Raw genomic sequence first — 19,447 nt, 5'->3', positions numbered from 1 at the left:
TATGTTCGAGTGGCGGAAGGCGCGGTATGTCCGACGATCGGTTGAGCGAGAATGCCGCCATCGCACCGAACACCGAGATCACGGCGCTCGCCCAGCAGGTCGCGACGGCCCGCGACAAGCTCCCCCTGCAGCACGACACCGCCCTCTACGACGCGCTCTCCGACACCGAGATCCGCGCCGAACGGGAACTGGCCGAATGGATTCGCACGCAACGACGCAAACAGCGTCGGCGTGCTGTGGGCGACGAGCTCGCCGCCGAACAACGCGACCGCCGCACCAGCGCCATCATCCGCCGTACCGACGAAGCCGACGCGCGCTGGCATCGCAAGGCGCTGGCCGCACGACGACGGGTGTCGAGCGCCGACGCGCGCCTTGCCCAGCTGTACCGGCGGTCGGAATGGTCATCGCGCGCGCTGATCGGGGTCGTCGTCCTCGGCATGGTGTGGGCCGGGGTCAATGTGCAACGCAATCTCGTGCCGAGCGGCGACATGAGCGACCCGCTGTACTGGCTCAGCTACGGTATCGAGGCCATGATCTCGATCCCGATCATCGTCATCATGGTCACCGCCACTACCGCGGCCCGATGGGGACGTGAGCTCGAGCGCGGCAAGGTGATCGTGTTCGAACTCGCCCTGCTCGGCACCACCATCGCGTTGAACGCGGGCCCCCACCTGGCCGCCGGATCCTTCGGCCGCGCAGCCGAATTCGCCATCGCCCCGGTGATGGTGGGCGTGGTGATCTGGCTGCATGCCTGGGTGTCGGCGCGGTACGCGATGTTGATCGAGAGCGCCTCGGTCGAATTGCCCGGTGACACCGGGTATTCCGCTGCCGAACGGATCACGTCGTCTGCGTTCCCGCGCAAGCAGGCCGCTTCGCTCGGTGACGACAGGCAGGCGCTTGGATACACAGCGCCGAACCCCACCAACGGCGAGGCCGCCGAATCGCTTGACCAGCAGGTCTTCTCGGAGCCGACTGTTCGAGCTGCCTCGGCGCCGAGCGTGGCGCCGCTGATCGCAGCGACCGATGGGAAGACCGCAGCGTCGGCGACCGAACGCACCTACCCGCACGGCCTGCGCCGCCCCTCCACCGACAAGCCGAGCGCCCCCGGCACTCTCGAACTCATCCACAAGGCCGCGGCCGACCATCGCCGCAACGGCACCGAACATGTAGGCCGCACCAATGGTGCCGCGGCGACCTTGCGGCGAATACCGGTCACCACCGCCGCGCACTCCCCTGCGGGCGAAGCGACCGGTACCGACCCGGTTCCCGAGGCGACGATGCACGCCGGCACCGTCGCCCGTGACCCTGATGGCGACACTCCACCGATCACCGATCCGGTAGCGGTGCACAACGATCCACAGCCCCCCGCCGCGGAGCCGGAGCAGCTGACCCTCACCGCGGAACCCGCTGAGCAACTGGTCCTGCAACCAGAGCCCGCTCCGCACACCGAACGGACCGCCACCACCTCCCCGGCGTCAATCCCCGAGGGCGCCAACTCCACCTCCCCGGCATCACCCCTCGCGCGGACCGCCACCACCGTCGCGTCCCCAGCCCACGAGCCGACCGACTCCACCATCACAACTCCGCCCGCCGGCCGTACCGACCACACCGTCGCAGCCTCCACCGCCAGCCGGGTCGATCACTTTGTCGAGGCCGAGACTCCTGAGCCGTCGCGGGCCACCGCGCAGCCGAAGACGTCCAGCCCTGACCTCGCCGCCGCCTTCGACAAGCCCGCAGCAACAGCCGACCCGGTCGACGCCGATGCCCCAGACGAAGACGAGGAAGACTTCCCGGCCCCCGACGACTTCGACTTCGACGAAGACACCGAGGTCCGCGCCCTGGCCCGCCAGGTCGCCCACCGCAGCCCCCTGCGCCTGACCCTCGGCCAGATCGAAGAGATCCTCGAACTCACCGACCAGTCCTGGTCGGCCCGCAGCATCGGCAGCGAAGTCGGCGTCCCCAGCAGCACCGTCACCAACATCGTCGAATTCGCCCACAAGATCCGCCAGCCCTACGCCTTCACCGGCTGACAGCCCAGCGGTTCGGAGCGACACCATCGGTTTTCCCGGCGGGGACCGCGTGTGGGCTACCCGTTGCTGATGCGAGTCAGCTCAGACCACTGCTCCAGGTTCTTCGCGATCTCGGCGACCTCCACATCACCTGTCGCAATCCGATTCATCAGCGCCTCCTGCTCGTCAGGGAGCGGGCGGACACGGTATCCGTTCAACCGAAGCATGGCGACGCTTGCGACAAATGCGGTTCTCTTGTTGCCGTCGATCAGCGCGTGATTTCGGGCAATCGAATGCAGTAGAGACGCAGCCTTGAGGAACAGCCCCGGGTAGGCCTCCTGGCCGAACACCGTCGCTTTCGGTCGCTCCACGGCGCCTGCCAGCAGACCGATGTCGGCGACGGCATGCGGTGTCCTGTTCACTGCGCGGGCAATGGCGACGACCTCAGCGAGATCGAGATAGATCACGCGAGCCGGCGCATCAGTTCGGCATGCTCATCCATAATCGAGTCCACCATCGCCCCGAACGCCTCCGCTTGCCGAGCGACGTACATATGAATCGCTTCCTGCGCCAAGTCCTGCTTACTCCGGCCGAGTCGCTCCGCTAACTCGGAAAGCCGTCGGTCATCGTCGCCATTGAGTCGCAGTGTCATCGCCATGATCTGATGGTATCAGCCAGGTATCAACCGTCGATGCAAACGACGAAGGCCCGCTTCCCAGAGGGAAACGGGCCTTCGCAGAAACGATCTCGATGGATCGAGGAGGGAGGCTTACTTGGCCTTCTCCAGGACCTCGACCAGACGCCAGCGCTTGGTGGCCGACAGCGGACGGGTCTCCATCAGCTGAACGTGGTCGCCGACGTGGGCGATCTCGTTCTCGTCATGCGCCTTCACCTTGGAGGTGGTGCGAATGATCTTGCCGTAGAGCTTGTGCCGGTGACGGTCTTCCAGCTCGACGACGATCGTCTTGTTCATCTTGTCGGAGACAACATAGCCGCTGCGTACCTTGCGGCTGTTGCGCTCTTCGGTGTTCTCGCTCATGCCGCATCTCCCTTGCCAGCGGGCGCCGTGGCCAGGCCGAGCTCGCGCTCACGCATGACCGTGTAAATGCGCGCGATCTCGTGGCGGACGACGCGCAGTCGACGGTTGTTGTCGAGCTGACCCGTCGCCATCTGGAAGCGCAGGTTGAACAGCTCTTCCTTCGACTCGCGCAGGCGTGCCACGAGCTCTTCTTCGTTGAGCTCACGGAGCTCTGCGGCCGGTGTTTCGGTAGCCATCAGAACTGCTCCTCCCTGGTCACGATCCTGCATTTCATCGGGAGCTTGTGCATCGCGCGGCGCAGGGCCTCACGAGCGGTCTCCTCGTTGGGGTAAGACATCTCGAACATGACCCGACCGGGCTTCACGTTCGCGACCCACCACTCCGGCGAACCCTTACCGGAACCCATGCGGGTTTCGGCCGGCTTCTTCGTGAGTGGACGGTCGGGGTAGATGTTGATCCAGATCTTGCCGCCACGCTTGATGTGGCGGGTCATCGCGATACGCGCCGACTCGATCTGACGGTTGGTGACGTAGGCGGGCTCGAGAGCCTGGATGCCGTACTCACCGAAGGCCACCGCGGTGCCGCCCTTGGCCATGCCGGAGCGACCGGGGTGGTGCTGCTTGCGGTGCTTGACGCGACGGGGCATCAGCATGCGTCAGCCCTCCTTGTTCTCTGCCGGAGCCTCCGCCACTGCAGTGGCGGCGCGACCGACCTCGGTGCTGGTCGCGGTGGTGCCAGTGGCGCCGGACCGACGAGGGCGGCTCGGACGCTCGCGACGCGGGCGTTCCGGAGCAGCGGCGGCGGCGGTCAGTTCACGACGACCACCGACGATGTCACCCTTGTAGATCCAGACCTTCACACCGATGCGACCGAAGGTGGTCTTGGCCTCGTAGAGGCCGTAGTCGATGTCCGCACGCAGCGTGTGCAGCGGAACACGACCTTCACGGTAGAACTCCGAGCGCGACATTTCGGCGCCACCGAGGCGGCCCGAGCACTGCACACGGATGCCCTTGACGTTCGGCGAACGCATGGCCGACTGAATGGCCTTACGCATCGCACGACGGAACGCCACACGGTTGGACAGCTGCTCGGCAACACCCTGAGCAACCAGCTGCGCATCCGATTCGGGGTTCTTGACCTCGAGGATGTTCAGCTGAACCTGCTTCTTGGTGAGCTTCTCCAGCTCGGCGCGGATGCGATCGGCTTCCGCGCCACGTCGACCGATCACGATGCCGGGACGCGCGGTGTGGATATCCACACGGACGCGATCACGGGTGCGCTCGATCTCGACCTTCGAGATGCCTGCCCGCTCCATGCCAGTGGCGAGGAGCTTGCGGATCTGAACGTCTTCCTTCACGTATTCCGCGTACTGCTTGTCCGCGTACCAACGCGACTTCCAGTCGGTGGTGATACCGAGGCGGAAGCCATGGGGGTTAATTTTCTGTCCCATTTACTTTGCCCCTCCCTTCCGGCGGCTACGAGTGGCAGCGCCGGTGGTGGGCACGCTCTCGACCTCGATGGTGATGTGGCTGGTGCGCTTACGAATCCGGAACGCACGGCCCTGGGCCCGCGGCTGGAAACGCTTCATGGTGGCGCCCTCGTCGACAAAAGCAGTCGAGATGACCAGGGTGGCCGGGTTGAGGCCGAGGTTGTTCTCGGCGTTCGCCGCGGCCGAAGCCACGACCTTGGCCACGGGCTCGCTGGCAGCCTGCGGTGCGAACCGCAGGATCGCCAGCGCGTCCTCGACGCTCTTGCCGCGGACCAGGTCCACGACTCGACGGGCCTTCATCGGGGTGACCCGAACGTGCTTGGCGGTTGCGCGTGCAGTCGGGTTCTGAATGGTTTCAGTCATCGCCGCTTGCTCTTCCGGTCGTCCTTGACGTGGCTCTTGAACGTCCTGGTCGGCGCGAACTCACCAAGCTTGTGGCCGACCATGTTGTCCGAGATGAACACCGGGACATGCTTGCGACCGTCGTGGACGGCGAAAGTGTGGCCGATGAAATCGGGGATGATGGTCGAGCGACGCGACCAGGTCTTGATGACCTGCTTCGTGCCCTTTTCGTTCTGGACGTCCACCTTCGCGAGGAGGTGGTCGTCGACGAACGGGCCCTTCTTGAGGCTGCGTGGCATTTCTTACCTCCTCCTTAGCGCTTCTTGCCGGTCTTACGACGGCGAACGATGAGCTTGTCGCTCGGGCGGTTGGGCTTGCGAGTACGGCCTTCAGGCTGACCCCACGGGGAGACCGGGTGGCGACCACCGGAGGTCTTACCCTCACCACCACCGTGCGGGTGGTCGACCGGGTTCATGACGACACCACGGACGGTGGGACGACGGCCCTTCCAGCGCATACGGCCGGCCTTGCCCCAGTTGATGTTCGACTGCTCGGCGTTGCCGACCTCGCCGACGGTGGCGCGGCAGCGCACGTCGACACGGCGGATTTCACCCGAGGGCATACGAAGGGTCGCGTACGGCCCTTCCTTGCCCAGCAGCTGAATGCTCATTCCGGCGGAACGAGCCATCTTGGCGCCGCCGCCCGGACGCAGCTCCACGTTGTGAATCGTGGTACCGGTCGGGATGTTGCGCAGCGGCAGGTTGTTACCCGGCTTGATGTCGGCCGTGGGGCCGGACTCGATCGGGCTGCCCTGCTTGATGCCCTTCGGCGCGATGATGTAGCGCTTCTCGCCGTCGGCAAAGTGCAGCAGTGCGATGTTGGCGGTGCGGTTGGGGTCGTACTCGATGTGAGCGACCTTGGCCGGGATGCCGTCCTTGTCCAGCCGACGGAAGTCGATCAGACGGTAGGCACGCTTGTGACCGCCACCGCGGTGACGCGTGGTGATGCGACCGTGCGCGTTACGACCACCGGACTTGGTGAGCGGGCGCAGCAGCGACTTCTCCGGCGTCGACCGGGTGATCTCGGCGAAGTCCGAGACGCTCGAGCCTCGACGGCCCGGCGTAGTCGGCTTGTATTTACGGATTGCCATGAGTTCTTCTCGCTTTCTGGAGTCCCAGGCGCTTACGCGACCGGTCCTCCGAAGATCTCGATGGGCTTGCTATCGGCCGAGAGGGTCACGAGTGCGCGCTTGGTGTCCTTGCGCTTTCCGTAACCGAATTTGGTCCGCTTGCGCTTGCCCTGACGGTTGGCGGTATTGACGCTGGTGACCGTGACGCCGAAAACCTTCTCGACGGCGATCTTGATCTGCGTCTTGTTCGAGTCCGGGTGCACCAGGAAGGTGTAGGTGCCTTCCTCGATCAGCCCGTAGGACTTCTCCGAGATGACCGGTGCGAGCAGGATGTCGCGGGGGTCGGCGATGGTGCTCACTTGCTCTCCTCCTGGGCCGCCTCGGCGGGACCGTGAACGAATGCGTTCAGGGCCTCGACGCTGAACACCACGTCGTCGCTGTTGAGCACGTCGTAGGTGTTGAGCTGATCCGGGGCGATCGGCAGCACGTTCTGCAGGTTCGCCACGCTCTTCCACGCGGCGACGTCCTCGCGGCCGACGACGACCAGGAACTTCTTGCGGCCCGAGAGCTCGGCCAGGAAGTCCTTGGCAATCTTGGTCGACGGGTTCTGACCCGAGACCAGTTCGGTGATCACGTGGATGCGCTCGTTGCGGGCCCGGTCGGAGAGGGCACCGCGCAGGGCGGCCGCCTTCATCTTCTTGGGGGTCCGCTGGCTGTAGTCACGCGGCTGCGGGCCGTGGACGGTGCCACCGCCGGCGAACTGCGGCGCACGGGTCGAGCCCTGACGGGCGCGGCCGGTGCCCTTCTGGCGGTACGGCTTCTTGCCACCACCGGAGACCTCGCCACGAGTCTTCGTGGAGTGGGTGCCCTGGCGAGCGGCGGCCAGCTGAGCGATAACGACCTGGTGCATCAGCGCGACGTTGGCGGTCACGTCGAAGATCTCCGAGGGGAGTTCGACGGTGCCTTCGGTCTTGCCGCCTGCAGCCTTGACGGTCAGCGTCAGGTTGGCCTTCTTGTCGAGGCTGGTCATGCGTGCGCACCACCCTTCACGGCGCTCTTGACGATCACGATGTTGCCCTTGCGGCCCGGGATAGCACCCTTGACCAGGAGCAAACCGTTCTCGGCATCGACCTTGTGAACCGAGAGGTTCTGCGTGGTGACGCGGTCGTTACCCATACGGCCCGACATGCGCATGCCCTTGAACACGCGGCCGGGAGTGGCACAGCCACCGATGGAACCCGGGCGACGGTGCACAGCCTGCGCACCGTGCGAGGCGCCCTGGCCCTTGAAGCCGTGACGCTTCATGGTGCCGGCGAAGCCCTTGCCCTTGCTGATTCCGGTCACGTCGACGTAGGTGCCCTCTTCGAAGACATCAGCCGAGAGTTCCTGGCCGATCTCGAAGGTGGAGGCATCCGCGACGCGGATCTCGGTGACGTGGCGGCGCGGGGTGACACCGGCCTTGGCGAACTGGCCGGAAGTCGGCTTGTTCACCTTGCGCGGGTCGATGGCGCCGAAAGCGATCTGCACGGCCGAATAGCCGTCGCGCTCCACGGTACGAATCTGGGTGACCACGTTCGGGCCCGCCTTGATGACGGTGACCGGGACTACGCGGTTCTTCTCGTCGAAGACCTGGGTCATGCCGAGCTTGGTGCCCAGGATTCCGGCCTGGGGCCGATTCTTGTTGTCAGTCATGTCTCGAGTCCCCGTCACTGAATGTTGACGTCGACGCTGGCCGGCAGGTCGATGCGCATCAGCGCGTCAACCGTCTTCGGCGTCGGGTCGAGGATGTCGATGAGGCGTTTGTGCGTGCGCATCTCGAAGTGTTCGCGCGAGTCCTTGTACTTGTGCGGCGAACGGATGACGCAGTAGATGTTCTTCTCGGTCGGCAACGGCACAGGCCCGACCACACGGGCGCCGGTGCGGGTCACCGTTTCCACGATCTTGCGCGCTGACGCGTCGATCGCCTCGTGGTCATAGGCCTTGAGCCTGATGCGGATCTTTTGTCCCGCCACGCTAAGTGTCCTTTTCTCCGCTTTCCTTCGTGGTCACAGGAGCTAGCTCCCGCACCACCCTCAATTTGCACAGCCCGAACACAAGAAAGACGCCTCAGCGTGGTTTCCCACTAAAGACCCGCAACCAGGGCGCACCAAAAGGCACTACCTAGTCCTCGCCGCTGTTCATCTGTCATGGTTCTCCGGTCCACGCGGTCGGGCGTGTCGCCCTAACTCTTAATCTCCGACCCTGGTCGATTGCTCACCATGGGCCGGAAGTGCGTGGTTCCGAACGTATCCACGCCGGCGAACCAGCGGGATACAAACTACTGCTCCCCTTGCCCGGATCATCCGCTCCGGAGAGTCGGTCGATCCTGCGCAAGGCAACCCGAACAGTATGCACCATGCCGACGACGTCCTTCAAATCGGGGGTCATGAGGTATCGATCACGCCCTCACAGGGGCTTCCACCTCGACCGCACCGCCGGCTGGGCTGTACCGATGAATGGTAGCTGCCGTATCGCCGCGCCTGGTCACCGGAGGGTTACCACAGAACTTACTTTTGAGTAAGATAGTACTCATGACACAGGAAACCGCGACCTACCGCGGCTGGAAGAAGCTGCCCGACAACCGCATCGGGCACGCGCTGTTCTCGCTCGGCATGGTCGCCCGGGTCCCCTACTTCGGCACCGTGCTCCCCCAGGTGGTCCGCCTCGAACCCGGCGTCTGCGAGGTGACCTCCCCGAAGTGGTTCGGCATCCACAACCATCTCGGCACCTTCCACGCCATCGCGGCCTGCAACCTCGCCGAGGTGGCGATGGGCATGCTCAGCGAGGCCACCGTTCCCACCACCCATCGCTGGATCCCCAAGTCGATGAACGTCCAGTACCTGGCCAAGGCGGAATCCGGCCTGCGCGCGGTCGCGAAACTCGACGAGATCCCCGACTTCGACGCGATCACCAAGGGCATGGAACTGACCGTTCCCGTCTCGATCTACGACAAGGACGGCATCGAGGTCGTCCACGCCGACATCACCACCTGGGTTTCGCCGCGCTGATTGCGGCCGGGTGAACCGTTGCCTCGGTACGGTTGTGGGCAGACAACTATCACGATGGGGAGTCCGATGTTGGAAGTCGCCCAGCTGACGCGGCGGTTCGGGGACAACGTCGCGGTCGACAACGTGTCGTTCGCGGTACCGCCCGGTGCGCTGACCGGTTTCGTCGGTGGCAACGGGGCGGGCAAGACCACCACGATGCGAATGATCATGGGCGTCTTGGCCGTTCATTCCGGCGAGATCCGGTGGGACGGCAGGCCGGTGACCGAGCTGGATCGGCGCTCGTTCGGATACATGCCCGAGGAGCGGGGGCTCTATCCCAAGCAGCCGGTGTTCGACCAGCTCGTGTACCTGGCCCGGCTGCGTGGGCTGCCCGTCGGCGAGGCGAAGGCACGTACCGAGAGCCTGCTGGAGCGGTTCGATCTGGGCGCGCGCGGCAAGGACAAGCTCGAATCGCTGTCGCTGGGCAATCAACAGCGCGTCCAGATCGCGGCGGCGGTGATCGCGCGACCGACGGCGCTGATCCTGGACGAGCCGTTCTCGGGACTCGACCCCCTCGCCGTGGATTCGATGGTGGATCTGCTGCGGGAACACACCGATCAGGGTGTGCCCGTGCTGTTCTCGTCGCACCAGCTGGATCTCGTGGAGCGGTTGTGCGATCAGCTGGTCGTGCTCGCCGCGGGCCGGGTGGTCGGACAGGGCTCGGTCGACGAGCTGCGGTCCAGCGGCGGCACGCGGTACCGGCTGGTGCTCGACGGTGACCCGGGGTGGTTGCGGGATTACCCGGGGGTTCGGGTGGTCGAGAGTGCCGGGCCGGGCGTGTTGTTCGAGGTCGACGGCGCAGGCACCGACGGGGTGTTGAAGGAGGCGCTGTCGCGGGGATCGGTGCGGGAGTTCGCCGAGGTGCGGCCGACGGTCGCCGAGATCTACCGTGAGGTGACGAAATGAGCGGGTCATCGCGCAGCGTGTGGCGGATCGTCGCGGCCAGGGAGATCGTGGTGAAGCTGCGTGATCGCAACTTCGTCATCTCGACGGTGGTCACGATCGTGGCGATCATCGCCTCGCTGGCGATCAGCGGATTTGTCAGCAGCAGGCCCGACAAGGTCGACGTGGCGATCGCCGGTTCGCAGACCTCAGTCGTGCTCGACACGGCCAACAGCCTGGCCGCGGGCGCCGGCACCGACATCACGTTCACCGCGCGACCCGTCGCCGACCGTGCCGCGGTCGAGCAGCTGGTGCGCGAGGACGCGGTCGACGTGGGTTTGGTGCCCGCCGAACCCACCGGGTGGCAGCTGATCGGGAAGACCGCCGAAGACGACGACGCCACCACCTACATCACCGCCGCCGCGCAGCAGATCGCGGTGCAACGCAATGCCGCCGCGGCGGGCGTCTCACTCGAAGAGCTCGGCCGTGGCGCCACGGTGACCTACGACCTGCTCGAGAAGGGTTCGATCGACCCGGGACTCGCCAAGATCGTCTCGTTCGTCTTCGCGTTCCTCTTCTATCTGGCGTCGATTCTGTTCGGCATGTCCATCGCGCAGAGCGTGGTCGAGGAGAAGCAGAACCGGATCGTGGAGATTCTCGCCAGTGCGATGCCGTTGCGGCAGTTGCTGATCGGCAAGGTCGCGGGCAACGCGGCGCTGGCGTTCGGGCAGCTCGTCCTGTTCGTCGGGGCCGGACTGACCGGATTGGCGGCGACCGGCCAGGCCGACCAGCTGGGCCAGGTCGCCGGGGCCGCGGGCTGGTTCATCGTCTTCTTCCTCGTCGGATTCCTCGCCCTGGCGAGTCTGTGGGCCGTCGCGGGTTCGCTTGCCACCCGCAGCGAAGACCTCCAGTCCACCGCCACCCCGCTCTCGATGCTGATCATGATCGTGCTGTTCGCGGGCATCTTCCTCACCGGCACCGCCCGCGTGATCGCCTCCTACGTTCCGATCATGTCGATCGTCGCCATGCCGGGTCGCCTTGCCGAAGGCACCGCGGCCTGGTGGGAACCGTTCCTCGCCCTTGCCCTGATGGCGGTGGCCACCTACGGCATCGTCGTCATCGCCGAGAAGATCTACCGCCGCTCCCTGATGCAGACCCAGGGCCGCCTGACGATGCGCCAAGCGCTTGCGCTGGAGGACTAGCATCTGCAGCCGGCCATCACGGGCTGGTCGCGCGGACGAAGTGACGACCGGATCACATGGTGCTTGCGTGGCAGCGGGTGCTGCCGATTGAATGCGGACGTGAGCGTTGCGCGGGAATTCGATATCTGTGTGGTCGGGCTCGGTCCGACCGGGCGGGGGTTGGCGCATCGCGCGGCCGTGGCGGGGTTGCGGGTGGCGGCGGTGGATCCGCGGCCGGAGCGGCTGTTCCCGCCGACCTTCTCCTGCTGGATCGACGAGTTGCCCGAGTGGCTGCCGGAGAGTGCGATCGCGCAGCGGATCGCGGCGCCGACGGTGTGGACCAAAGGCGAGCATCGGATCGAGCGGCCGTATTGCGTGCTCTCCAAGGCTGGGCTGCACGCGACGTTGGCCTTGGACGACGCGACGGTCTTCGCGGATCGGGCGCGGCGGGTGGACGCCCACGAGGTCGAGCTCGCGGACGCAACGGTGATCTCGGCGAATACGGTGTTCGATACCAGGGGGCTGCCGACGCTGGGCAGGCGCAGGGCCGCCTCGGCGCACGGAATCTTCGTCGATGCCGAGACCGCCGCGCCGATGGTCGCGGAAGGTGAAGGGCTGCTGCTGGATTGGCGGCCGGAGAACGGGGCGGGCCCGGATGAGCCGCCGTCGTTCCTCTACGCGGTGCCGCTCGGCGACGGGACGGTGATCTTCGAGGAGACGAGCCTCGGGTTACGTGGCGGGATGCCGCAGCACGAGTTGCGCAAGCGCACCCTGAACCGGCTCGCTGCCCACGGCATCACCCTCACCGGCGACGAACCGCACGAAGCCGCCCACTATCCCCTGGATCAGCGACCCCCGAAGAAGGGCACCGCCGTCGCGGTGCCGTTCGGCTCGCGCGGCGGGATGATGCACCCCTGCACCGGTTACAGCGTGGCCGACTCCCTCGCACTGGCCGACACCGCCGTCGCCGCGGTGCAACGGGGCGAGAACCCGATCGAAGCCCTCTGGCCGTGGCAGGCCAGGGCCGTGTACTGGATGCGCATGCGCGGCCTGTGGGGTCTCGGCCGGCTCACCACCGACCAGTCCATCGCCATGTTCGACGCCTTCTTCACCGAATCCGAACGCGGCCAGCGGGCCCTGCTCTCGGCCCACGACGACTACACCGCCCTCGGCGCCGTCCTGTTCAACACCGTCGCCCACACCTGGCCGTTCCGCTGGCGCTACGACCTCGTCGGCTGGACCAACCGCGACCGCTGGCTCGACTACCCCTTCGCGCCCGCAGACGCCGCCTCATCCAGCCGATAACGCACTGATCGCCGCCACAGAAGTTCGTGGCGGCGATCAGAATCGGGCACGACTCAGGACGACTCGGCGGCCTTCTTGTAGCCGACAATCGCCGGGTAGGCGAAGACCGCGACCATGCCGACCGTCCACGCGACCGTCTTGAGCAGCGGTTCGGCGACCGGCCCGCCGTAGGACAGGCCCTTCATCGCGTCGATCGCACAGCTCATCGGCTGATTCGCGACCACATCCTGCAACCAGGTGGGATAGGCGAACACGGGCACGAAGCCGGTGTTGAAGAACATCAGCAGGGTGTTGAGGATGCCGATGAGGCTGATCAGCATCACGCCCTCGGTGATCGTGGCCAAGGCGGTCACCATCACCGCGAATCCGATGCCGAACAGCACCGGAACGAGCACCAGCGCGATATTGGCGAGCGGGTCCTCCATGAACAGGAACCCGAGCGGCACCGCGACGAGCAGCACGATCAGTGTGGTGAGCAGGATGCGCAGCATCTCGGCCAGCAGTCGACCGGTCAGCAGCGAAGCCTTGTTCAGCGGCATCGTGTAGAACCGGCTGAGCAGCCCTGATGCCTTCTCGCGCTTGAAGCCGAGCGCACTCACCACCGCACCGGTCATGGCCGCGACCAGGGTGAGCAACGCGGCCTGGCCGTAGATGCTCGGTGCGCCGGTGGCCGCGGTGATCGAGTCACCGAGCACGATCCGGAACATCAGCAACGTCACCGCGGGGTAGGCGATGGTCTGGATGGTGGTGGACGGGTCGCGCAACCACACCATCAGCAGACGCTTGGTCTGGATCAGGCTGTGGGTGAACCACACCGACACCGAGTTCTCCGGTTTGGCGTGCACCACCGGCAGCTCGGCCGCGGTCTCGACGGCAGCGGTCTCGATGGTTGTCATGATCGCCTCACGCTCGCCCACACGGCCAGTGGGAGGAAGAAAATGGTGAGTCCGCCGAGCCAGGCCAGCGATACCCAGGTCCCAGCCCAGCTCAGCTGGCCCGCGGCCATATCGCTGAGCGTCTGGGCGAACTGGGAGATCGGCTGGTTGCGCGCGAACGGCCGCACCCACGACGGGAAGCTGGCCTCCGGCACGAACCCGGTCGACATCATGCCGAAGATCAGGATCGGCAGGGTGAGGGCCTGGCTGAGTGCCTCGGGGTTCTTGGTGAGGCTGCCGAGCGCGTCGGCGCCGAGCGTGAGCACCACGCCGACGATCAGCGCGAAGCCGCAGAACGCGAGCGCCTGCAACCAGCCGCCGGTGAACCGGAACCCGATCACATACCCGTAGCCCACGGTCGCGATCAGCGAGACGATCGACCGCACCAGACCCGCGCAGATGCGCGACAGCAGCGGAACCAGCGAACCGATCGGCATCGTCTGGAGCCGAGTACTCAATCCGGTGAGCGCTTCGAACGCCGCGAGCTGCGCGTTCGACATCATCGTCATGGCCATCGTCTGCAGCACGACGATCGGCATCACGTACTGCGCGTAGTCGATGCCCTGGACCTTCATCACGTACCGCAACGGCAGGTAGAAGGCCACGGTCACCACGAGCGGGGTGAGCACCGCGACGATCAGCTCGCCCTTGGTGGCCATGGTGCGCACGATGCGCCCGGTCAGCGCGCGCCACTGCGCGAAACTGCTCGGGCGCACAGCCGGAAGCTCGGCGAACAACGTGTTCGCCGCGGGGGTGGACACGCTCACTAGTGGCCGCCCGTGTGGCCGGTGATCGACAGGAACACGTCGTCGAGCGAGGGGCGGCGCAGGGCGATGTCGGCCAGGTCGATGCCCGCGGCGTCGAGCCTGCGCAGTGCCTCGGCGAGGGTGGCGGCGCCGTCGGGGGCGGGAATGGACACCTTGTCGGCACCGTCGGTCTCGGCGGCGACCGCGGCCGGGACCAGGTCACCGAGCGCCTTGACGGTCTGCGGGACGCGGCTCGGATCGAGCGGGACGATCTCGCAGAAGCTGCCGCCGGTTTTGGCCTTGAGCTCGTCGGCGGTGCCTTCCGCGATGACGGTGCCCTTGTCGATGACGATGATGTTGTCGCTGAGTACGTCGGCCTCTTCGAGGTACTGCGTGGTCAGCAGCACCGTGATGCCCTGGTTCTTGAGCGCGGTCACCAGATCCCACACGCCCTGCCGGCTGCGTGGGTCGAGGCCGGTGGTCGGTTCGTCGAGGAACACCACCTCGGGCCGCACGACCAGCCCGCAGGCGATGTCGACGCGACGGCGCATGCCGCCGGAGTAGTTGCGCACGGCCCGCTTACCGGCGCTGACCAAGTCGAACTCCTCGAGCAGCACCTCGGCGCGCTTGCGGGCGGCCGACTTGGGCAGGCCCATCAGGCGACCGAACAGCTCGAGGTTCTCCTTGCCGGTCAGGTTCTCGTCGAGCGCGGCGTACTGGCCGGTCATCATGATCGAACGGCGCACACCGGCGGCGTCGGTGAGCACGTCGTGCCCGGCCACCACGGCGGTGCCGGAGTCGGGGCGCAGCAAGGTCGACAGGACCTTGACCATGGTGGTCTTGCCCGCACCGTTGGGTCCGAGGATGCCCAGCACACTGGCCTTGCCGGCCTGGAAACTGATGCCCTGCAACGCGTGCACGTCACCGAACGACTTGCGCACGTCGGACACCAGCACCGCGGGTTCACTGTCGCTCGACGCGACGCCACCTGCGGGCGAATCCACTGAGATCGAACTCGGCATCAACTCTCCACCATCGGCCGGGTGCGCACGGCCCTGACGAGACGAGCGCACGCGGAATAAATTCTTCCCGGTAAGTGATCCATACCGTTCGGCGCGATGTTACCGGTCCGGTGGTTTTCCCGGCCCGGTCTGCGTTGATGCGCCCGGTTTGCCGGGCCGTGTTCGCCGCCCGCAGTGGTATTGCTCACGTGGGCAGTGCAAGGGCAGTGCGCTGACCTTGTCGGCCGGGCCGTACGCCCATACGCTGACAGCCGGGGAAACACTCGTCTCACCGGCCCGCGTGCGGGCGTGCTCGATCTTTGTGGGGAGGTGACCGTGGTCGAATCCGCGACAACCGGTCGATCCGATGTGCTCACGTCTTTCGATCCGCGCACCGGTGAACAGTTAGCGCAGTATCCCGTGCAGGGCACCGCCGAGGTCACCCGCGCGGTACGCACCGCACGTGTCACCCAGAACTGGTGGGGCGAACTGGCTTTCGGTGAGCGCAAGCACCTACTACTCGACTGGCGTCGCCAGATCGCCCGCAACGCGGGCGAATTGGTGGAGCTGCTGCGCAGCGAGACCGGCAAGCCGGAGGCCGACGCCACCCTGGAAGTGATGCTCGCGGTGGAGAATCTGGACTGGGCCGCCCGCAATGCCGAGCGCACACTGGGCCGAAAACGCCTGTCCACCGGCTGGATGACCCGCAATCAGCATGCCTCCGTCGGCTATCTGCCACTGGGGGTGATCGGGGTACTCGGCGCGTGGAACAACCCGGTGTTCACACCGATGGGTTCGATCGCCTACGCCATGGCAGCCGGTAACACGGTGGTGTTCAATCCACACGAACTCAGCACCGGCGTCGGCACCTGGCTGGCCGACAGCTGGGCCGCGGTTTCGCCCGAACAGCCTGTGCTGCAAGCGGTGACCGGAAATTCGCGGACGGCGACAGCCCTGTGCAAGGCGGGGGTGGACAAGATCGCCTACGCCGGGCCGGAAGCACGCGGGCGCGAGGTGATCGCGCTCTGCGCGCAGACGTTGACGCCGGTGGTGGTGGAGAACCTCGGCAAGGGCTCGATGATCGTGCACGTCGACGCGGTGCTCGACGCGGCCGCGGAGGCGGCGGTGTTCGGCGCGATGGCCAATGCCGGGCAGAACTCCTCGGGGATCCAGCGCTGTTATGTCGCCGATTCGGTGTTCGACGATTTCCTGGCCAAGGTGGCCGAGCGGGCGGCGAAGCTGCGTCCCGGCGCCGACAATCGTGCCTCCTACGGCCCGATGATCAATGCCACCCAGGTCGACGTGGTGCGCAGGCAGGTCAGCGACGCGCTCATCCACGGTGGGCACGCGGTGCTCGGCGGACTCGATTCGTTCCGCGACCCGTATGTGGAGCCGATCGTGCTGGCCGAGGTGCCCGAGGAGAGCATCGCGATCACCGGTGAGGGGATCGGCCCGGTGCTGGTGGTGAACCGGGTCGCCGACCTGGCCGACGCGGTCGCCCGGGTGAACGCGGCGGGCAACGGCATCGCCGTCACCATCTTCACCCTCGACATCCCCAGCGCGGAGTTCATCGCCGAGCAATTGAAAGTCGGTGTGGTGACGGTGAATTCGTCGACCGCGTTCACCGGCATTCCGGCCCTGCCGTTCGGCGGTGTCGGCGAGTACGGCCAGGGACACAGCCACGGTCAGCAGGGTCTGTTCGAATACAGCCGGACGATGTCGATCGCCCGCAGGCGCTACCGGGCGCCGGTGCGGCTGTCGACCTTCGATCGCCGACCAGGGCACTTACAGGCGGCGAAAGCCCTGTTCCGCCTGCGTCACGGTCGCGGCTGACCTAGTTCTGTCTCCGCCGAGCCATTTCCGAGCAACACCGCGTCGGTCAGCGCGGCGAGGCGGGCGAGCTGCTCGGGGCGCGAGTCGAAGCGCAGCAACCGGCCGACATCGATGATCTGGCCGACGGCGGCGTGCACGCGGAAGCGGGCTTCGATCGGGTCGCCGTCGAGCAGGTTGGCCCATTCGAGGATGTTCTGTCGCTGGATGGCGCGCAGGCGGTGCTGCTCGGCCTGCGGGAGATTGCTGAACTCCGCGTAGTAGACCGGCGCGATCTCGGGCGTCGCGAACGTCAAGCGCGCGTGCTGGTCGGCGATGCGGCGGGCGGCGTCGGCCCGGTCGTCGGTCTCGGCCAGCGCATCGCCGATCGCGACCGCGAGCCGGTCGGCGGTGCGATGGAAGGCGGCGGCGAGCAGGTCGGCCTTGCTGTCGAAGTGACGGTAGACGCTCGAGGCATTGATGCCGACGGCGGCGCCGATCTCCTCGATGCCGGATTCGTGATAGCCGTTGCGGCCGAAGATCCGGATCGCCTCGGTGAGCAGCTGTTCACGTTTCGACGTGACGGGCAGACCGCGGGTCTGCTTGTCCGGCTCTGCCTCGCCGGGGGTCGGCGGGAGCTCGGCGCGCACGATCGCCCAGGCCATCTCGAGCTGGACCGCGAGCATGCGGCCGTGCGAGAGGGTGGTGCGATGCGCGGCGATGCTGGCCAGCGAACTCAGTGCGCCGACCGCGAGCAGGACGACGTCGTCCGCGCTCGCCTCGGGGCGCAGCTCGGCGATCCGCGCGGCGACGGTGGCCTCGAGTTCGCGGTAGTAGGCGCGGATGCGCACCCGGTCCTCGCGCTCGAGATAGCGGCGTTCCCAGCGGTAGAGCCCGGCCTCGCGGCGGATGTCGATATTGCGTTCGGCGACCGCGGTGAGCACCGCGTCGAGCCTGGCCTCCGGGCTCAGCGACGGGTCGTCGGCCGCGGCGGCGACATCGCGCAAACCCCGAGCACCCTCCTCGGCGGCGGCGACGAGCAGCGCGTATTTATTGGCGAAATGGCGGTACAACGCCGGGCCCGAGATGCCCACTTCGGCGGCGATCTCGTCCACGCCGACGGGGTAGTAGCCGCGCGCGCTGAACGCACGGGCGGCGGCCCGCATGATCTGCATCTTGCGGTCCTTCGGCCTGCGGCGCACGACGCGGGCAGGTGCGGTCGTCGGCTCGCCGGCCTGTTCGGCCTCACTGCGATCGGCGACCATGCACTCACTTTCCGTTGCGCGAACCGGGTTGGACCAGTCAACCTAAGTTAACCACAATTCGCAAACGTCGAGGGCAGGTCGGGGAAATGGAACCGCCTCGGCAGCGACGTGCTCGCTACCGAGGCGGTTCGGGAGAAACTGTGGTCTACAGGCCGAGCCCGCGAGCCAGGGTCGGCCACGACAGCTTCAGCTCGTCCTTCCAGTAGCCCCACGAGTGGGTGCCGTTGGGGCGGAAGTTGAAGGTCGCCGGGATACCCAGCTCGTTGAGGCGGTTGGCCAGGTTGTGCGTGCAGTAGTTGGTGCCTGCCTCGATCACGCCACCGATGACGATCTGGTTGGCCAGGCCGTAGGCGCCGGGCAGCGCGTACGGGCCGTCGAGAGTGTCGTACGGGCCGGGCAGGCCGTTGCCGGTGGAGACGTAGAGATCCACGCCGCGCAAACCCTCGGCATTCACGTACGGGTCGTTCTTGACCCATTCCTCCGAGCCCTGCGGACCCCACATGTTCATGGTGTCGCCGCCGCCCCAGGTCTCGACCGTGAGCTTCACGAACTCCGAACCGACCGGGTCGGAGGTCTGCGCGCAACCGCTGTAGGCCGCGGCCGCCTTGTACAGGCCGGGCTTGGCGATCGGCAGCGCGAGCACGGTGGTGCCCGAGGTGGACAGGCCCGCGATGGCGTTCACACCGTTGGTGCCCAGCGCGCCGTCGACCAGCGGGGGCAGTTCCTCGGTGAAGAAGGTCTTCCACTTGTTGCGCCCGACAACCGGATCGTCGGCGATCCAGTCGGTGTAGTAGCTCCAGGAGCCACCGATCGGCTGGATGACGTTGACGTTCTTGTCGCCGAGGAATTCGAGCGCGTCGGTCTTGGCCACCCAGGACGCCGAATCCTCGCCGCCGCCCGCACCATTGAGCAGGTACAGGGTGGGGCGCGGGACCGAGGCGTCGGCGGGACGCTGCACGTCGACGATGATGTTCTGGTCCATGGCCGCGGAGTACACGTGCAGTCGCAGACTGCGCGAATCCTTCACTTCGGCCTTGACGATCTTGGAGCCGTCGTCGGAGACGGGATTGGCGAGCAGGCTCTTGGAATCGATGATCGGGTCAGCGGATGCCGGACTCGTGCCGATGCCGGACATCAGTCCCGCCGCCACTGCCGTTGCCGCGATCATCGCCGCGGCCCTTGAGCCACGACGCCGGGTGGGCCGACGCATCAATTTCGCACCTTCGCTT

Annotated in this window: 24 protein-coding genes; 6 read left to right on the top strand and 18 right to left on the bottom strand. The window is 66.6% G+C overall.

Annotated elements, in window-relative coordinates:
* The first annotated feature begins 26 nt into the window (after window positions 1-26).
* Complete coding sequence (locus ACQHI0_RS32280; RefSeq protein ID WP_427905484.1) at window positions 27-2,030, top strand: hypothetical protein; 2,004 nt, start codon at window positions 27-29, stop codon at window positions 2,028-2,030.
* A gap of 56 nt (window positions 2,031-2,086) precedes the next feature.
* Here ACQHI0_RS32280 and ACQHI0_RS32275 read toward each other — a convergent pair whose 3' ends face one another.
* The 13 genes from ACQHI0_RS32275 to rpsJ form a co-directional block, all read right to left on the bottom strand.
* Entirely contained in the window at window positions 2,087-2,476 is a 390-nt protein-coding gene (locus ACQHI0_RS32275) for a type II toxin-antitoxin system death-on-curing family toxin (protein WP_427905483.1), read from the bottom strand.
* Entirely contained in the window at window positions 2,473-2,667 is a 195-nt protein-coding gene (locus tag ACQHI0_RS32270) for a ribbon-helix-helix protein, CopG family (RefSeq protein ID WP_427905482.1), read from the bottom strand. The genes ACQHI0_RS32275 and ACQHI0_RS32270 overlap by 4 nt, the downstream gene beginning before the upstream one ends.
* Window positions 2,668-2,778: 111 nt before the next feature.
* Window positions 2,779-3,048 carry a 30S ribosomal protein S17 gene (gene rpsQ, locus ACQHI0_RS32265; RefSeq protein ID WP_056818470.1) on the bottom strand — a complete coding sequence of 90 codons (270 nt, stop codon included), beginning with the start codon at window positions 3,046-3,048 and terminating at the stop codon, window positions 2,779-2,781.
* Entirely contained in the window at window positions 3,045-3,284 is a 240-nt protein-coding gene (gene rpmC / locus ACQHI0_RS32260; protein ID WP_056818473.1) for a 50S ribosomal protein L29, read from the bottom strand. Before rpmC ends, rpsQ begins: the two co-directional genes overlap by 4 nt.
* Entirely contained in the window at window positions 3,284-3,700 is a 417-nt protein-coding gene (rplP, locus tag ACQHI0_RS32255; protein ID WP_056818475.1) for a 50S ribosomal protein L16, read from the bottom strand. The genes rpmC and rplP overlap by 1 nt, the downstream gene beginning before the upstream one ends.
* Window positions 3,701-3,703: 3 nt before the next feature.
* The gene (rpsC, locus tag ACQHI0_RS32250; protein ID WP_266296840.1) at window positions 3,704-4,498 is read right to left on the bottom strand and encodes a 30S ribosomal protein S3; all 795 of its coding nucleotides are present in this window, start codon (window positions 4,496-4,498) and stop codon (window positions 3,704-3,706) included.
* On the bottom strand, window positions 4,499-4,900 hold the full coding sequence (rplV, locus tag ACQHI0_RS32245; protein WP_067448312.1) for a 50S ribosomal protein L22: 402 nt from the start codon (window positions 4,898-4,900) through the stop codon (window positions 4,499-4,501).
* Entirely contained in the window at window positions 4,897-5,178 is a 282-nt protein-coding gene (rpsS, locus tag ACQHI0_RS32240; protein ID WP_056818481.1) for a 30S ribosomal protein S19, read from the bottom strand. Before rpsS ends, rplV begins: the two co-directional genes overlap by 4 nt.
* A 14-nt stretch (window positions 5,179-5,192) precedes the next feature.
* A complete protein-coding gene (gene rplB / locus ACQHI0_RS32235) occupies window positions 5,193-6,029 on the bottom strand; it encodes a 50S ribosomal protein L2 (protein ID WP_056818484.1) in 837 nt (278 codons plus the stop codon).
* A 32-nt stretch (window positions 6,030-6,061) separates the two neighbouring features.
* Window positions 6,062-6,367, bottom strand: a complete 306-nt coding sequence (gene rplW / locus ACQHI0_RS32230; RefSeq protein ID WP_056818486.1) for a 50S ribosomal protein L23 — start codon at window positions 6,365-6,367, stop codon at window positions 6,062-6,064.
* A complete protein-coding gene (rplD, locus tag ACQHI0_RS32225; RefSeq protein WP_101464455.1) occupies window positions 6,364-7,038 on the bottom strand; it encodes a 50S ribosomal protein L4 in 675 nt (224 codons plus the stop codon). The genes rplW and rplD overlap by 4 nt, the downstream gene beginning before the upstream one ends.
* Window positions 7,035-7,700, bottom strand: coding sequence for a 50S ribosomal protein L3 (gene rplC, locus ACQHI0_RS32220; RefSeq protein ID WP_266296847.1), 666 nt, complete (start codon window positions 7,698-7,700; stop codon window positions 7,035-7,037). Before rplC ends, rplD begins: the two co-directional genes overlap by 4 nt.
* Window positions 7,701-7,714: 14 nt before the next feature.
* The gene (gene rpsJ / locus ACQHI0_RS32215; protein ID WP_040804197.1) at window positions 7,715-8,020 is read right to left on the bottom strand and encodes a 30S ribosomal protein S10; all 306 of its coding nucleotides are present in this window, start codon (window positions 8,018-8,020) and stop codon (window positions 7,715-7,717) included.
* Between the two features lie 558 nt (window positions 8,021-8,578).
* On the opposite strand from rpsJ, the gene ACQHI0_RS32210 reads away from it, so the two are divergent.
* The 4 genes from ACQHI0_RS32210 to ACQHI0_RS32195 all read left to right on the top strand — a co-directional run bounded on the left by ACQHI0_RS32210 (window position 8,579) and on the right by ACQHI0_RS32195 (window position 12,462).
* Window positions 8,579-9,055 (top strand): hotdog fold domain-containing protein, encoded by a 477-nt coding sequence (locus tag ACQHI0_RS32210; RefSeq protein ID WP_427905481.1) that lies wholly within the window; start codon window positions 8,579-8,581, stop codon window positions 9,053-9,055.
* A gap of 66 nt (window positions 9,056-9,121) precedes the next feature.
* Entirely contained in the window at window positions 9,122-10,000 is an 879-nt protein-coding gene (locus ACQHI0_RS32205) for an ABC transporter ATP-binding protein (RefSeq protein ID WP_427905480.1), read from the top strand.
* The gene (locus ACQHI0_RS32200) at window positions 9,997-11,178 is read left to right on the top strand and encodes an ABC transporter permease (RefSeq protein WP_427905479.1); all 1,182 of its coding nucleotides are present in this window, start codon (window positions 9,997-9,999) and stop codon (window positions 11,176-11,178) included. Before ACQHI0_RS32205 ends, ACQHI0_RS32200 begins: the two co-directional genes overlap by 4 nt.
* Before the next feature lie 99 nt (window positions 11,179-11,277).
* Window positions 11,278-12,462, top strand: a complete 1,185-nt coding sequence (locus tag ACQHI0_RS32195; RefSeq protein ID WP_427905478.1) for a lycopene cyclase family protein — start codon at window positions 11,278-11,280, stop codon at window positions 12,460-12,462.
* Window positions 12,463-12,515: 53 nt separating this feature from the next.
* On the opposite strand, the gene ACQHI0_RS32190 is transcribed toward ACQHI0_RS32195, so the two are convergent.
* From ACQHI0_RS32190 to ACQHI0_RS32180, 3 genes are read right to left on the bottom strand one after another with little or no spacing between them, the layout of a single operon-like run.
* Complete coding sequence (locus ACQHI0_RS32190; RefSeq protein ID WP_427905477.1) at window positions 12,516-13,358, bottom strand: ABC transporter permease; 843 nt, start codon at window positions 13,356-13,358, stop codon at window positions 12,516-12,518.
* Entirely contained in the window at window positions 13,355-14,158 is an 804-nt protein-coding gene (locus ACQHI0_RS32185) for an ABC transporter permease (RefSeq protein ID WP_427905476.1), read from the bottom strand. The genes ACQHI0_RS32190 and ACQHI0_RS32185 overlap by 4 nt, the downstream gene beginning before the upstream one ends.
* A gap of 5 nt (window positions 14,159-14,163) precedes the next feature.
* Window positions 14,164-15,165: an ATP-binding cassette domain-containing protein gene (locus ACQHI0_RS32180; RefSeq protein ID WP_427905475.1), complete on the bottom strand. Its 1,002-nt coding sequence runs from the start codon at window positions 15,163-15,165 to the stop codon at window positions 14,164-14,166.
* A 315-nt stretch (window positions 15,166-15,480) separates the two neighbouring features.
* Here ACQHI0_RS32180 and ACQHI0_RS32175 point away from each other — a divergent pair, with 315 nt between their 5' ends.
* Window positions 15,481-16,977, top strand: a complete 1,497-nt coding sequence (locus ACQHI0_RS32175; protein WP_427905474.1) for an aldehyde dehydrogenase family protein — start codon at window positions 15,481-15,483, stop codon at window positions 16,975-16,977.
* Here ACQHI0_RS32175 and ACQHI0_RS32170 read toward each other — a convergent pair.
* Both ACQHI0_RS32170 and ACQHI0_RS32165 read right to left on the bottom strand, forming a co-directional pair.
* A complete protein-coding gene (locus tag ACQHI0_RS32170) occupies window positions 16,962-18,218 on the bottom strand; it encodes a TetR/AcrR family transcriptional regulator (RefSeq protein WP_427905473.1) in 1,257 nt (418 codons plus the stop codon). The genes ACQHI0_RS32175 and ACQHI0_RS32170 overlap by 16 nt on opposite strands.
* A 145-nt stretch (window positions 18,219-18,363) precedes the next feature.
* Entirely contained in the window at window positions 18,364-19,386 is a 1,023-nt protein-coding gene (locus ACQHI0_RS32165) for an alpha/beta hydrolase (protein ID WP_427909371.1), read from the bottom strand.
* Window positions 19,387-19,447 lie beyond the last annotated feature (61 nt).

The sequence above is a fragment of the Nocardia sp. FBN12 genome (assembly GCF_050320175.1).
Lineage (GTDB): Bacteria > Actinomycetota > Actinomycetes > Mycobacteriales > Mycobacteriaceae > Nocardia.
This window is presented reverse-complemented; position numbering and strand designations above follow the sequence as displayed.